The sequence below is a fragment of the Acidovorax sp. LjRoot66 genome (assembly GCF_964253305.1).
GTDB lineage: Bacteria > Pseudomonadota > Gammaproteobacteria > Burkholderiales > Burkholderiaceae_C > Acidovorax.
The window spans coordinates 330123-344099 of the sequence record NZ_CAXUQU020000002.1 but is presented as its reverse complement, the minus strand read 5'-3'; the positions used below and the strand labels follow the sequence as shown (position 1 = coordinate 344099).

The following is a 13977-nucleotide window of genomic DNA, read 5'->3' as shown; positions in this document are numbered from 1 at the left end:
CTTGAAACGGGTTTTGCGCGGAGAAAGTTCAGCTATCTTCGCACGCTCAGTCCCAAACAGGACCAACTAGTCCCCTAAATATTTGACGAGTATGTTGCAGTTAGACAAAGAACAGATCGGCCATTTCAGCGAGATGGACCTGGAAGAAATCCTTCAAACCGGTGGCTTTGACGCGATCCTGCCGAGAAGCCTTAGCGACGGCCAATTGGTGAGTGTTTCCGATCAACTTCGGGCCATGCTGTGGGGAGAAGGCACACGAGGGCCCGACGGCGAACCCAATGCAGCGATTGCGATGGCGTTGCTGTTGATAGCAAAGGCACATCCGTCGCCTCCCGTAAATGGCGAACTCATTTTTGAAGGCAGCCTGGAGCAGTTACGCGACGTGATGATGGTGCTCAGCATGGCCGCAGACCGCGAGATCGTGAACAGACTGCTTAATCGCCCAAACGACGACGAATCGTTGTCCATGCTGACTGGAATTGAAGCCATCATGGTCGGAGAAAGTTCTCCATCGCAGCCAAGAAGGGCTAAGCGACGTCCTCAGGCAGCAGTGTAGAGAGATCGGTTCGGACGGACTTCAGCACCTTCTCAATCGATGCTGCATCGAATCTGCGCGCGTATGCCACCGCAAGGAGAGTCATTGGATGAACCTGCAGGCCTTCAGCGAGGTGCTCCACCATGCCAATGCTGGGGAGCTGCTCGCCCTGCTCGAGACGCCCAATGTGCCGCCGGCTGATCGCCGGTGTCAGATCCTCCTGCGTGAAGCCGCGTGCGGTGCGCAGCTCCTTGAGCGCGCGACCGACAGCAGCTTTCGGTGGATCTGACTTTCGAGTTGGCATTCACTCGATTTCCGCCGATGGAGACTTAAAAGACCACGTCTAACTAGTCGCATTCTGGTGGAAATTTGATGATTCCCACTTCCGAATGGCTGCCGCAGAGTCCTCAAGCCAGTGTCTGCTCAACCTTGGCCTGATCCTCGATCTGGACAAGCACGTCTACATCGCACTGCAGCGAATCCACCGCAAACGGGACCCCGAGCCTGTTTGCCCTTCTGACCAAAAACAAGGTCCTACATCGTGCAGATTCAATTTCTCAATGAGCGTCCTGCCCCCGATGTTCAAGTTCAGCCCGAGGTCCAACTGGACCATTGGAGAATCCTTCAACGTGGAACCGGGACGCTGCACATCGTCGCGATGCTGGGCCCCATGACACTCCGAGTTACTTCGGCCTTGGCTGCCATCGATCTTGCGAGCGCAATGGTCAAGACGGAATCGGGTCGCAATTATCACCTCGCAGCACCTCCCGAAGAAGACGAGGACCTGCGGATGTTGATGGAGCTGCGTGGCAAGCTTGCCATCGGGAAGGTTTCGGCTGATGTGAGCGATGGCGTCTGGCACGCGGTATCTGTCGGCTCGTGGCCAGACCATGGTGTCGGGTTGCTGCCCCCCTGGTAATAGTTCCGTTTCCTAGCTACGCACTATGCATTTCAACGACGCACTGAACCTATTTCAGCGCACGCTGGCCACGGAGCGATCCCGGCCGGATGTGCACGCAGCGATGCTGGACCTGGCCAGGCCCGACACCATCAACGAGGCCAGCTCTCAGGTCGTGAATGCCCTGACCCGCGGTGAGCGGGTATGGATGACGTCGGATTTGCACCTGGGCCACACCAATGTGATCGAGTACCGCAAGAGCCCCTTTTTTGACGTCATGCAGATGAATGATTACCTCGTCACCCAGATCCAGAAGGTCAAGGACGACGAATGGCTGTTGATTCTCGGCGACCTCGCCATGGGCGACCACGACGAGGCCATGGAATGGATCCGGCGCCTCCCGGGTCGCAAGGTCCTGGTGCTTGGAAACCATGACCTCAAGCGCAATGGCAAATGCCTTTACGCCAGGGAGCGCGCACCGCACGGACGGCAGCCGCTGTTCGAAGCAGTGGTCCCCTTTCTGTTCTGGCGGGACATGCTGGGCCGGACCGTGTTTGCGAGCCACTACCCGGCGACCGTGGACCACCCCTTTCGGCGGCTCGTGAACTACCACGGCCACTTGCACCGCGACGTGCTGGCGCCCACCGAAATCACCCATTTCGTAAACGTGGGTTGGGATGTCACCCAAGGATTGCTATGCCTTTGAACCCTCAATCCGTCGGTAAGCGATTCGAGCCCGAGCGCAGAGCGCAAATCGACAGTCGCAACCGCATACCCTTGCCGCCGGGCATGGGTTGGAAGGTGGGAGCCCGCGTGTACTTCTCGCTGGCCAGGAGTAGCGCTGACGGGGACGAACCACCAGAGTTCGTGATCACAACCAAACCAAGGATGCTGCTGAAAGGGAGATTGGTTTCCGCACGCATTCAGCGCGCTGGCTTCGCGCCGACGGCCAGGGCGCGCAAGAAGCCTCGCCGCAGTTGGCCATGAGTCCGCGCAACGCCTACACGGAGCCTCCATGAAACTGCTCGTTTACTCGGACCTGCACCTGGACCTGTGTCCCTTCAAGCTGCAGCTGGACCCGGACTTTCTCAAAACCGTCGACGTGGTCGTGCTGGCAGGTGACACAACCGAAGGCACGGGCGGGCTTCGCTGGGCGCGTGAGGCCTTTCCGGACAAGCCCATCATCTACGTGGACGGCAACCATGAGTTCTACAGCCAACATTGGGATAAGCACATTGATGTGATGCGCAAGCTGGCCCAGGATCACGAAGTCCACTACCTGGAGAACGATGCCGCTTTGATCGGCGGTGTGCGGTTTCTGGGGTGCACGCTCTGGACGGACTACGCGCTGCACGGCGCCGATGAAAAGCTGATGGCGATGAGTACGGCGCGCCAGCGCATGAGCGACTATCCGCAAATCAAGATCACTCGGCCGCCGGAGATGTACTGGCAGGAGCGCAAACACCGTCTGTTTCCGGCGATGGCTGCGCGGCGGCACGATGCGAGCCGACAGTGGCTGGAGGAGCAACTGGGCCTGGGTGATCCAGAGAACACGGTGGTGGTCACCCACCATGCACCGCATCCGCGATCAATCCCGCAGGAGTTTGAAGGGCACCCGCTGTCACCTTGTTACGCGAGCGACCTGGAAGCGCTGATGGGAAAGGCCAGCACCTGGATCCATGGGCACGTCCATGAGAGCCTGGACTACCAAGTGCGGGGGACCCGGATCGTCACCAACCCCAGGGGGTACAGGCTCCGGGGCGGTGGCATGCAGAACCCGGAGTTCCGGGCAGATTTCTGTGTGGATGTGGACTGAACGCGGCTGCTACGCGTCTGAAAACCCGCGGGTGGCCACTTACCGATGGCATGCTCGCCGGCGCCACGTGCGCAATCGCAAAGAGATTTTTTTGGAGGATCACCGACATGAGCACCAAGCCAATCATCGCCCTGGATGCGGATGGGGTGCTGCTCGACTATGGCCTGGCCTATGCCTCGGTCTGGGAGCGTGCGTTTGGCCAGCGGCCCGTCGAGGGGGACAAGGACGCGTACTTTCCGTATCACCGCTGGGCGGTCGAGTTTCTGGACGGGGATCGCCTGGCGGCATTGCGGGCCTGCATGGACGAGCAGTTCTGGTCTTGCGTGCCACCACTGGAGCGGGCTGTCGAAGCCTGCCATCGGCTTCACGATGCGGGCTACGAGCTGGTCTGTGTCTCGGCTCTGGACCCAAAGTTTGAAGCGGCGCGCTTGAGGAATCTGCGGGATGCGGGGTTTCCGATCGAGCGTGTGATCGCCACGGGAGTCGCTGCAGGGGCGCGAAGCCCGAAGGCTGATGCGATTGAACAACTTGGGCCAGTGGCGTTCGTTGATGACTTCCTGCCGTACTTTCGTGGGATCGCTCTGCGCGTCCATCGCGCACTGATCTGCCGCGGTCCGAACGGAAGCCCCAACGTCGGACCGGAGCTCGACCAGATCCATTCCTTGCACGCTAATCTGTGGGAGTTCAGCGAGTGGATGCGGGTCCATGGAAGCTTACTGCCGTCGAGGGCGGTGTAGATCCCTGTGGTAGGCCGATTAACTAGCGCTTAAAGGCACGAGGCCACAAGGGCAATCGGCTTCAGGCAGCTGACGCCGAATTTCACCGGGCGTACGCAAGGTTGGCTTGTCTGCTGGTGTTTGCACGTGCCTGCATGCTGGTGCGCAAGGCCCCTATTTCTTCCAAGACCGCAACGTCAGGGCGTTGGTCACAACACTCACACTGCTCAACGCCATGGCAGCCCCAGCCACCATCGGGTTCAGCAAGCCAAACGCTGCCAATGGGATACCCACCACGTTGTAGGCAAACGCCCAGAACAGGTTCTGCCGGATCTTGGCGTACGTGCGCCGGGAGATATCAATGGCATCCGCGATCAGTGCCGGGTCGCCGCGCATCAGAGTGATCCCCGCTGCGTGCATTGCCACGTCCGTGCCGGTGGACATGGCGATCCCCACGTCTGCAGCTGCCAGCGCCGGGGCGTCGTTGATGCCGTCGCCCACCATGGCGACGACCCTGCCTCCTCCCTTGAGTTGCGCAACGATTGCGGCCTTGCCCTCTGGCAAAACATCAGCACGAACCTGGTCGATACCTAAAGCGCCCGCCACCATCGCTGCGCTACCCTGGTTGTCGCCAGTCACCAGGACGGTCTTGATGCCCAGCGCTTGCAATTGGGCAATGGCCTGTTGGGAGGTTGCCTTGACGGTGTCACCGAACGCCAACATCCCGAGTACCTCTGGCGAATCGGTCACATCGGCCAGCCATGACACGGTACGACCTTGCTGCTGCATTTGCGCAGCGGCTACCGCCAGGCTTTCCGTGTCGACCCCCAACTCATTCATGTACCGGGTACTGCCCAAGCGAATCTGACGCCCCTTGATCACAGCGGACATCCCTCGGCCAGCCACTGCGGTTACTTCTGTGGCCCGGGGCACCACGATCCCCTGGTTGCGCGCGGCGTCCATCACGGCCTTGGCCAAGGGATGCTCGCTGCCGTTTTGGATGGCCGCAGCAAACGGCAGCAGGTGCTCCTTGCCGCCTTCGGCAGGGACTGCGGCCGCCAGAGTCGGCTTCCCCTCGGTCAGCGTACCGGTCTTGTCGAATGCCACGGTGTCGATACGGTGCGCCGTTTCAAGTGCTTCGGCATCCTTGATCAGAATGCCATGGCGCGCCGCTACACCAGTGCCAGCCATGATCGCGGTGGGGGTCGCCAACCCCAGGGCACAAGGACATGCGATGACGAGCACTGCTACGGCATTGAGGATCGCTTGTTCCCAGTTGCCAGTGGCAACACCCCAGCCCATCAGCGTGAGCACGGCAAGGCCAAGTACCACAGGAACGAACACGGCACTGACTTTGTCCACCATGCGCTGGATCGGTGCCTTCTTGGCCTGTGCCGACTCGACCATGCGCACGATGCGCGACAGCGTTGACTCGGCGCCGATGGCGGTCGTCTGGACCAGCAGCAAGCCTTCCGCGTTCACGGCACCTCCCGTCACCTTGTCTCCTACATGCTTCGCGACAGGAAGGCTCTCACCGGTGATCAGCGATTCATCCACCTGGCTGGAGCCTTCGACCACCGTGCCGTCCACCGGAACTCTTTCCCCTGGGCGAACGACCACCGTGTCGCCCACTCTCACCCGCGCGAGCGGCTGGTCGATGTCGCCCTCTGGTGTGCGCACACGCGCCACTTCGGGCCGCAGAGCATGCAGCGCCCGGATGGCCGCCGTGGTTTGCCTCTTGGCCCTTGCCTCCAGCCACTTTCCCAGAAGAACAAGCGTGACGATGACGGCGGAAGCCTCGAAGTACAGGTGGGGCGTTCCATGCTCGGCATGCTTGAAGAGCAAATACAGGCTCAGGCCGTAGCCCGCCGAGGTACCCAGCGCCACCAGCAAGTCCATGTTTCCCGCGCCTGCGCGCAGCGCCTTCCAGCCTGCCCGGTAAAACCGCGCACCCAGCCAGAACTGCACCGGCGTAGCCAAAGCCAGCTGAATCCATCCGCTCAGACTCCAGTCCTGACCAAATACCATGCCCAGCATGGGGAGCACCAGTGGCACAGACAGGAATGCGGCGAGCGCGACGGGCCACCAGGGCTCTGCATGGGTCTTGTGGTCCGCAGGCGCATTCGCGTCCACCACCTCGGCCTGGTAGCCAGCCTTCTCGATGGCTGCTACCAGTCGATCAATCGTCAATCCCGCAGCAAAGCGGACTTGCGCGCGCTCGGTGGCCAGATTGACTTCGGCATGCGTCACACCGGGCACGGCCTTCAGGGCTTTTTCGACGCGACTGACGCAGGAAGCGCACGTCATGCCACCGACGGACAGCTCCACTGACTCATCGGCCACCGAGTAGCCCGCCTTGTGCACCGCTGCGGCCAGAGTGGAAGCCGCAACAGATGCCGCGGCCACCACGCTGGCCCGCTCGGTAGCGATGTTCACAGTTACATCCTGGACGCCAGGCACGCCTTTGAGGGCCTTCTCGACCCGCCCCACGCAGGAGGCGCAGGTCATGCCGAGGATAGGCAGGTCCAGGAGTGCTGTTGGTAGGGATGCAGCTAGCGTCGCGTCATGGGCAGCGGAATTCATGGCAGTCTCCAAGTGAAGTTCAAACCCGGCGTTGGCCGGCACAGGGCGAACTTTCAGGGTTGACACGGGGGCAGACACAAGCGGGCCAGTTGCGCGTAGCGTAGACCGTGCAATGCCTTGACCTTGCCCCCGTGACAAGCCACAGACTGGGCACCTCTTAACTTTCTCCCCGAGGTGAAACATGCATGAATTCCAGCTTCCCGACATGACCTGCGGCCACTGTGCAGGGATGGTGAGCCAGACGCTGCAGATGACGGACCCTGGATGCAAGATTCAGGTGGACATGCCCAAGCGCACGGTCACAGTGCAAAGCGCAGAAGACCGCCAGACGCTTGCAGAGGCACTGACCGAGGCTGGCTACCCGCCCGCCTGATCTCCCGCCGGTACCCGAGAGAGCCTTCCCGGGTATTGACATTGACACGGTGGCAAGGTGCAAAGTCCTGGCTACCGTGTTTTACCCAATGCGCAGGAGCGACCATGACCGCACTCATGAATATTGGCGATGCTGCCAAAGCAGCAGGCGTATCGCCCAAGATGATCCGCCACTACGAGCAAACGGGCCTGTTGCCCGAAGCGGAACGCAGCGAATCTGGCTACAGGCTATACAGCGAGCGGGAAGTCTCGGTGCTGCGCTTCATCCGGCAGTCACGCCGTCTGGGGTTCTCGATGCCCCAGATCGCTCAGCTGATTGGCCAATGGGGCGACACGCAACGCAGCAGCCGGCAGGTCAAGGCCATTGCCGAGCGCCATCTGGCAGATCTCCAAGAGAAGCTGCTGGAGATTGTGGAAATGAAGTCGGCACTGGAGCAGCTCGTGGCTGTCTGCGCAGGCGATGACCATGCCGACTGCGCGATCCTGGACAACCTGGCGGCCGGCAGCCCCACGAAGCCAAGCCACAGCGCAAATTTCGTCAAACTGCGGCGACGGAACTCTAATGACAGCCGCAGCCCAGCGCTTGAAACGCTCGCAACCGGCCACCTGGATCTCATGACTTGGATGCGTGGCGTCCACATCCATCATGGCAATCATTGACTGAAGTAAATCCAAAAAAGTAAAAATTCGGAATAAGCTCCAACCTGTATGCCGTTACTGGCTAATAATCCGAATTTTCCGCAAATTCCCGTCTACTTGCGACCGCAAAGTAGATTGTGAACAGCAGTTGCTGCTATTGCGGCGTGTCCTGTTGCCACGCTAATCTGGTTTAGGCCATGTGCAACATCCCCGATGGCAAAAAATCCCTCTAAAGAAGACTGCATATGATCATCAACTTTAACCTGCCCGTCCACGTCAAGATGCAACTTTAGAAGACGCGCCATTTCGTTGTTCGGATTTAGCCCCAGTGCGGAGTAAAGAACGTCGAATGATGCTTGAGAACCGTCGCCAAAAACACCAGAAACTCCGTATTCGGTGAAAACCAGAGAATTAGGACTTCCATCAAATATTTTTATATCTCTCTCGGCTAACAACTCCATGTTTTCCGCAGCAACGCCATCAGGGAAATTGATGTAGGTCAAATCTTTGGCATAGTGATGGATAAAAATAGCCTCATTCACCCCGTGGCGACCTGCTCCCAGGACAGCAACTTTTTTCCCAATAGCTTCGAAGCCGTCGCAAATTGGGCAATAACGAAGAAAAGCGTTTTTTAAAGCCTTTTCATGTCCTTCAATTTGAGGCACAACATCTGTGGAGCCGGTTGCGAGGATAACTGTTTTTGCGAAATAGCTGACGCTGTCTGAACGTATTTCAAAGGGTTGAGTTTTGCCCTTTGATATTTCACTCACCACGCCGTTCCTGATGGAAGCTCCAAATCTGCCAGCCTGAAGATGTAGCCGTTTCAGTAGCTCTTGTCCGTTTACACCAGACGGAAAGCCTGGGTAATTCTGCGTGGAGGGGATTAGGGATAGCCGGCTGCAGCCAGAGTCGATCACAAGGACTGTTCTGCAGAAGCGATTGAGATAAATCGCAGCTGTGAGACCGGCGGCACCGCCGCCGACAACTACACAGTCTAAAGGTGAAAGAAAATCATTTTCCACTATACTCCATTCGAGGAAGGTTCAATCCATGTAGCAGTCGCCATGAAACATAGTAGTAACACTTCAACGACAAAAAAGAGCTCAGTCCAGTTAAAGCATTCAATTCTCAAGATTTTTAGAAACAGCCAGATGCCAGGCAGGATATTTACCGAGATACGTTCCCAGCTACCAAATCGTAACCTTTATCTGTGACGGCTAGCACCATTGCCGTGTCTTCCTCAGGCGAGTCCGCGTAAGTAAATTCAGCTCGCACAAGTCCGCTGTGCTGCAGTTCTTCAACCAGGCTCGCTTGCGAACCGCACACAAGCACTGGCAACGGGCAGTCCTGTAGAGATCGCAGCATTGCCGAAGCCGTAGCTACCTCATTTAGTGCGGGCGAAGCAGTGGCCTTGGCCAACTGCGCGCGCACCCATCGAGTGCCTCCAAGGGCCGACAGCTTGCAAAGCTCCTGCCAGGAAAGCAGCATGTTGAAGGCAACTGGGATTTCGGCATCGGGACCCATGTTCCACGCAACCAGGTCAAGCGGGGGGCCTTCTGCAATGCGCTTTTTCGAACGGGCGATTTCGCCCGTCTCCATGTGAACGATGTGCGCCCAGTCAGCCTTGACAGAGTTGCCAGCCCAGAGGCACTGCTCCAGAGTCCCTCGGAGTACCAGGTCCCACCAACCACCGCTCGTGTCCTCAGCCAGATTCGCAAAAAGCGCGTAGGTCACGTCCGCCTCATCTGTTCATTCTGATGGATTTCAAAGGCGGTGTTTTTGGACACGAGTCGCAGGCCGATGCTATATCGGACAGCGGCAGGAGGACGGTCATCTCCCTCCTGCCGCGCTCCGCGTGCATTACTTGGGGGTCGTTCCTTGGCTCGTTTCCTTGTGTGGCTTGGATTCACGTTCGTTGGCCTTGTCTTGGCCGCGGGCTTCCGACTTGCTGGTGGCGGCCACTCCCGAGCCTTCACCCCGCGCCGTGCTGCCATCGTTCGTGCGCTTGACAGGGGTCGCAGGGCGGGCCTTCTTGTGTTCCTCTCCGTGCGCTTGCGCCTTGGAGTTGGTGTTCGGTGTGGCTTCCTGGGTGTCGCCGGCCGCGAAGGCGGACGATGCGGCCGTCAGGGCGAGAGCAATGAGAACAGTCTTCATGAGTTTTCCTTCGCGGCATCGCCGCATGGGTTCCAAACTGCGCCCCCTGTCGTGGGGGCTCCATACAAATGGGCAGGGCTTACTTGGCGGCCTCAATGTCCGTGACGACCATTTTTCCGCCTTCGCTGACCACCATGAAGCGGACCTTGTCGCCCACCTGCACCTTGTCGAGCAGGCTCTTGTCCTTGGCGTTGAACACCATGGTCATGCCCGGCATCTCCAGGTGCTTGATGTCGCCGTGCTTGATGGTGATCTTGCTGGTGTCCTTGTCGATCTTGCGGATTTCTCCATCGGTCATCGAGGCCGCAGCGGTGGAGGACTTGGCGGCATCGGTTGCAGCTTGGGCAATGGCCGAGACAGGCAGCAAGGCGGCCAGAGACAGCAGGACGGCCGCCACAGCGGTGTTGGTTTGCTTCATAAATATTCCTTGTTCAGTGGGTTGGCGCACCAACACGGGGGTTACTTCTTGGAGACCTTGACCTGGCCCTTCATGCCTGCGTCGTAGTGGCCTGGGTACAGGCATGCGAAATTCACATCACCGGCCTTGGTGAATTGCCAGATGATTTCGCCCTGCTTGCCAGGTGCGAGGGAAATCTTGCTCGGCTCGTCATGCTCCATTTCGGGGAACTTCTTCATGGTCTCGTAGTGCTCCTTGAGCTCGGCCTCAGTGCCCAGGCTGAACTCGTGCTTGACCTGGCCGGAGTTCTTGATCACGAAGCGGATGGTCTCGCCCTCCTTGGCGGCGATGGTCGCCGGCGTGAAGCGCATGGTGTCGGCCATCTCGACGTTGACGGTACGGCTGACCTTGGCGGCTTTGCCGGGCTGACCGATGGCGGACTCTGCGTCTCCATGGGCGCCGCCGCCAGCGTGGCCACCACCGTGGTTGCCGCCAGCAAAGCTGTTGAAGGACAGGGCCACCAGGGCGGAGGTTGCGATCAGGGAAAGGGTGCGTTTCATAAGTACCTCGTGGAGTGAATCAGGGAGATGGGTTTTCAGTGCCCGCTATGGGACGAGGGCTTTCTGGCCTTGACGACGGTGTCGGAGGCGGACTTTTCCTTGCGTGGCATGGACTGCCCGCCCTCGGCCTTGAAGCGGGCTGGCTCGGCCACGGGGCCGGTGTACTCATAGGCGACCGTGCCTTCGGGGTGCTTGTACCAACCGGGGTTCTTGTAGTCGCCCGGCTTTTGGTCGCGGCGTACCTTGACGACGCTGAACATGCCGCCCATCTCGACCGATCCGAAGGGGCCTTCGCCCGTCATCATCGGAATGGTGTTGTCGGGGATGGGCATCTCCATCTCCGTCATGTCCGCCATGCCGCGCTCACCCATCACCATGTAGTCGGGAATGAGGTTGTTGATCTTCTTGGCCACCCCCCGGTGGTCCACGCCAATCATGGTGGGAATGTCGTGCCCCATCGCGTTCATGGTGTGGTGGCTTTTGTGGCAGTGGAACGCCCAGTCACCTTCTTCGTCCGCCAGGAATTCGATCTGGCGCATCTGGCCTACCGCCACGTCCGTGGTCACCTCATAGAGACGGGTGCTTTTTGGCGCGGGGCCACCATCGGTGCCTGTAACCAAAAATTCGTGCCCGTGAAGGTGCATTGGGTGATTGGTCATCGTCAGATTGCCGATCCGGATGCGCACCTTGTCGTTCAGGCGCACGTTCAGAGAGTCGATGCCCGGAAAGATGCGACTGTTCCATGTCCACAGATTGAAATTGAGCATCTCTGCAACCTTGGGCGTCGCTGCGCCAGGCTCGATGTCATAGGCGCTGAGCAGGAAACAGAAATCCCTCTGCACCTCGTCAATCAGTGGATGCTTAGCCTTGGGGTGGGTGATCCAAAAACCCATCATGCCCATGGCCATCTGCGTCATTTCATCGGCGTGCGGGTGGTACATGAACGTGCCCGGGCGGCGTGCAACGAATTCGTAGACGAAGGTCTTGCCCGGCTGGATGGCGGGCTGGTTCAGGCCGGCCACGCCATCCATGCCATTGGGCAGTCGTTGCCCGTGCCAGTGGATGCTGGTGTGCTCGGACAGCTTGTTGGTCACGAAGATGCGCACGCGGTCGCCTTCCACCACTTCGATGGTGGGGCCAGGGCTTTGGCCGTTGTAGCCCCACAAGTGGGCCTTGAAGCCGGGCGCCATTTCTCGCACCACGGGTTCGGCCACCAGGTGGAACTCTTTGACGCCCTGGTTCATGCGCCAGGGCAAAGTCCAGCCGTTGAGGGTGACCACGGGGTTGTACGGGCGCCCGGAGTTGGGCACCAATGGCGCCATCGTGTCTGGACTCGTCTGAAAGACCGGCTCCGGCAAAGCCGCCATTGCCACCCGACTCACGCTCGCTGCCGCCACTGCCCCGCCGGCGATACCTGCAAAGCGAAAAAAATCTCTTCTCGAACTCATGTTGGTTTCCTTTTGGGATCAGTGGCCTGCACCGGACTCTGCGGCGGCTGCACCGCCGCCGCTGGCAACGCCAGCGCTCGTGGGCTTGCCGATGAGGGAGGCTTGAAGGGCCGCTTCTGCCTGCCAGAACTGCTGCTCGGCATTGAGCGCCGCCATCACCGAGCTCACCTGGTCGCGGGAGTCGGCCAGCAGCTCGAACACGCTGATCAGCATGCCGTTGTAGCGAAGCTGGTTTTCTTCGGAAATGGTTTTTCTCAGCGGTATCACCTCGTCGCGGTGGTGGCGCGCGACGTCATACGCCGTGCGGTAGGCGGAGTAGCTTTCCCGGAGATTGGAGCCGGCCGCCCTGGCGGTAGCCTCTACGCGATTGGCCGCAGCCAGCGTCTGGGCACTCATCGCGTTGCGCTGCAAGCCGCCCCAATCAAAAATGGGCAGGCTCAGGCTGATCTCGAATCCACGCCGGGTTTGTTTCGTGTTCTCAGCCGCGTCAAACACCGAATCGCGCCGCACTCCCAGCTCAATGTCAGTGAACGACATGACCGTGTTCCAGCCCTGCGAGCGAGCAGCCGCGTCATATTCCGACTTGGCGATCTGCAGGTCCAGGCGGCCCTGGGAAGCCTGGCGGCCTGCATCCTGGGCCGACAGCGGCTCCTTGGGCAGCGTGGGCAAGCGCTCAGGCAGCTTGAGCATGGCAGCCTGGCTGTCATCCAGGCCCAGCAGGCGGACCAATTCTTCCCGGGCCGCCGTGGTCTGGTGCTGGGCGCTGGCCACCTGGGTCGCGGTGTCCGCGTAGAACGCCTGCTGGCGCGCACGATCGAGCTTGTTAAAGTTCCCGACCGCCTGCAGGCGCTTGGCCAGTTCGGCGCTCGCCTGGGCGCTGGCAAAGACCTGCTGGGTGTAGGCGAGTGTCTGCTGGGCCGCGATAGCGCGCACCCAGGCCTGGCGTACCTGCGTAACCTGGTCCACCACGTCGCTGCTCAGGCGCAACTGGGCCTGCTTGATCCGAAGTTCCGCAGTTCCCTTGCGCATGGGCAGAGTCAACAGATCCAACAGGCCAAAGGACAGCAGCCGGCCGATCTCGGTTTCACTGCCCAGGCGAACCCGCTCCAGAGTGAGGATAGGATTTGCAATGCGGCCGGACTGGGCCGCGGTGGAGGCATCGGCCCAGCTTTGGGCCACGATGGCCTGCATCGACGGGCTATTGACCAGCGCCAGTTGCACGGCTTCCTTCTGTCCGAGCGGCTTGCTCAGCAGATCGGAGGCCCGCTGGCGCAAGGCATCCTGCTCCGACTTGTCGCGGGCCAGCGTGAGTTTGCCGTCCGTGAAACCTGCCGTAGTCGTGTTGGCGCTGGACAGGCTCTGCTCCAGGTTCACGCTGGCACACCCGGACAACACCGCGACGGCGGCCACGGTAAAAACGAGTTTGGCGCGTGGCATACGCAGTGGGCGGCTCATTGTTTGCCTCCACCATGGGCGCCATGGCCCTGCGCAGGCTGGGACTGACTGGCTTCAGGCGCCGTCTGGCGCATCTCTTTGGCATAGGCGCGCCATCCACCGATCTCGCCAACCTTGTCGTTCGCCTCCCTCCAGGACTGGACAGGCTGCTCCTTGTAGGCCTCGTAGCCCGACAAGGCCGATCGGTAGGAGAGTTGGTAGTCCACCTTCGTGGCCCCCGACTCTGGCATCTGTGCGAATGCCAGCGAGGGCACTACAAGCGCGGCAGCCAGCCAGCGGCTTGAGGTAGTTCGTGAAAGCCAAGGATTTTTCATACATTCACCAATGCGTTTCGTGATGGATGCATTGTGCGAACATCTTGCTGCCGCCGACATAACAAGTGGATTACATCTTTGTTAGGTTCA

At 59.9% G+C, this 13977-nt stretch carries 17 protein-coding genes; 7 read left to right on the top strand and 10 right to left on the bottom strand.

Features of this window, described 5'->3' with window-relative positions; translation table 11 throughout:
• Window positions 1-91 precede the first annotated feature (91 nt).
• The gene (locus ACSQ3Y_RS33970; RefSeq protein ID WP_436180413.1) at window positions 92-556 is read left to right on the top strand and encodes a hypothetical protein; all 465 of its coding nucleotides are present in this window, start codon (window positions 92-94) and stop codon (window positions 554-556) included.
• Here ACSQ3Y_RS33970 and ACSQ3Y_RS33965 read toward each other — a convergent pair.
• Window positions 528-839 (bottom strand): helix-turn-helix domain-containing protein, encoded by a 312-nt coding sequence (locus ACSQ3Y_RS33965; protein WP_082608092.1) that lies wholly within the window; start codon window positions 837-839, stop codon window positions 528-530. The two genes, ACSQ3Y_RS33970 and ACSQ3Y_RS33965, sit on opposite strands and share 29 nt — an antisense overlap.
• Before the next feature lie 237 nt (window positions 840-1076).
• Between ACSQ3Y_RS33965 and ACSQ3Y_RS33960 the strand changes: the two genes are divergently transcribed.
• From ACSQ3Y_RS33960 to ACSQ3Y_RS33945, 4 genes are all read left to right on the top strand, one after another.
• Entirely contained in the window at window positions 1077-1454 is a 378-nt protein-coding gene (locus ACSQ3Y_RS33960; protein WP_436180412.1) for a hypothetical protein, read from the top strand.
• Between the two features lie 25 nt (window positions 1455-1479).
• A complete protein-coding gene (locus ACSQ3Y_RS33955) occupies window positions 1480-2139 on the top strand; it encodes a metallophosphoesterase (RefSeq protein WP_436180411.1) in 660 nt (219 codons plus the stop codon).
• 309 nt (window positions 2140-2448) lie between these two features.
• Window positions 2449-3249, top strand: a complete 801-nt coding sequence (locus ACSQ3Y_RS33950) for a metallophosphoesterase (protein ID WP_436180410.1) — start codon at window positions 2449-2451, stop codon at window positions 3247-3249.
• Between the two features lie 107 nt (window positions 3250-3356).
• The gene (locus ACSQ3Y_RS33945) at window positions 3357-3986 is read left to right on the top strand and encodes an HAD family hydrolase (RefSeq protein ID WP_436180409.1); all 630 of its coding nucleotides are present in this window, start codon (window positions 3357-3359) and stop codon (window positions 3984-3986) included.
• Between the two features lie 153 nt (window positions 3987-4139).
• Here the strand turns inward: ACSQ3Y_RS33945 and ACSQ3Y_RS33940 are convergent, their stop codons facing one another.
• A complete protein-coding gene (locus tag ACSQ3Y_RS33940; RefSeq protein WP_436180408.1) occupies window positions 4140-6548 on the bottom strand; it encodes a heavy metal translocating P-type ATPase in 2409 nt (802 codons plus the stop codon).
• 181 nt (window positions 6549-6729) lie between these two features.
• Here ACSQ3Y_RS33940 and ACSQ3Y_RS33935 point away from each other — a divergent pair, with 181 nt between their 5' ends.
• Both ACSQ3Y_RS33935 and cueR read left to right on the top strand, forming a co-directional pair.
• The gene (locus ACSQ3Y_RS33935; RefSeq protein ID WP_436180407.1) at window positions 6730-6921 is read left to right on the top strand and encodes a heavy-metal-associated domain-containing protein; all 192 of its coding nucleotides are present in this window, start codon (window positions 6730-6732) and stop codon (window positions 6919-6921) included.
• 104 nt (window positions 6922-7025) lie between these two features.
• On the top strand, window positions 7026-7580 hold the full coding sequence (cueR, locus tag ACSQ3Y_RS33930; protein WP_436180406.1) for a Cu(I)-responsive transcriptional regulator: 555 nt from the start codon (window positions 7026-7028) through the stop codon (window positions 7578-7580).
• A 92-nt stretch (window positions 7581-7672) separates the two neighbouring features.
• Here cueR and ACSQ3Y_RS33925 read toward each other — a convergent pair whose 3' ends face one another.
• The 8 genes from ACSQ3Y_RS33925 to ACSQ3Y_RS33890 all read right to left on the bottom strand — a co-directional run bounded on the left by ACSQ3Y_RS33925 (window position 7673) and on the right by ACSQ3Y_RS33890 (window position 13887).
• Window positions 7673-8581 carry an NAD(P)/FAD-dependent oxidoreductase gene (locus ACSQ3Y_RS33925; RefSeq protein WP_179684618.1) on the bottom strand — a complete coding sequence of 303 codons (909 nt, stop codon included), beginning with the start codon at window positions 8579-8581 and terminating at the stop codon, window positions 7673-7675.
• A gap of 145 nt (window positions 8582-8726) precedes the next feature.
• Window positions 8727-9293: a hypothetical protein gene (locus ACSQ3Y_RS33920; RefSeq protein ID WP_179684619.1), complete on the bottom strand. Its 567-nt coding sequence runs from the start codon at window positions 9291-9293 to the stop codon at window positions 8727-8729.
• A gap of 126 nt (window positions 9294-9419) precedes the next feature.
• Window positions 9420-9713: a hypothetical protein gene (locus ACSQ3Y_RS33915; RefSeq protein WP_179684620.1), complete on the bottom strand. Its 294-nt coding sequence runs from the start codon at window positions 9711-9713 to the stop codon at window positions 9420-9422.
• A gap of 79 nt (window positions 9714-9792) precedes the next feature.
• Window positions 9793-10131 carry a copper-binding protein gene (locus tag ACSQ3Y_RS33910; RefSeq protein ID WP_179684621.1) on the bottom strand — a complete coding sequence of 113 codons (339 nt, stop codon included), beginning with the start codon at window positions 10129-10131 and terminating at the stop codon, window positions 9793-9795.
• A gap of 41 nt (window positions 10132-10172) precedes the next feature.
• Window positions 10173-10670, bottom strand: a complete 498-nt coding sequence (locus tag ACSQ3Y_RS33905) for a cupredoxin domain-containing protein (RefSeq protein WP_179684622.1) — start codon at window positions 10668-10670, stop codon at window positions 10173-10175.
• Between the two features lie 35 nt (window positions 10671-10705).
• On the bottom strand, window positions 10706-12118 hold the full coding sequence (locus tag ACSQ3Y_RS33900; RefSeq protein ID WP_409962005.1) for a multicopper oxidase family protein: 1413 nt from the start codon (window positions 12116-12118) through the stop codon (window positions 10706-10708).
• Window positions 12119-12136: 18 nt separating this feature from the next.
• Window positions 12137-13573 (bottom strand): TolC family protein, encoded by a 1437-nt coding sequence (locus tag ACSQ3Y_RS33895; RefSeq protein WP_179684624.1) that lies wholly within the window; start codon window positions 13571-13573, stop codon window positions 12137-12139.
• Window positions 13570-13887 (bottom strand): hypothetical protein, encoded by a 318-nt coding sequence (locus ACSQ3Y_RS33890; protein WP_179684625.1) that lies wholly within the window; start codon window positions 13885-13887, stop codon window positions 13570-13572. The genes ACSQ3Y_RS33895 and ACSQ3Y_RS33890 overlap by 4 nt, the downstream gene beginning before the upstream one ends.
• Window positions 13888-13977: the final 90 nt, after the last annotated feature.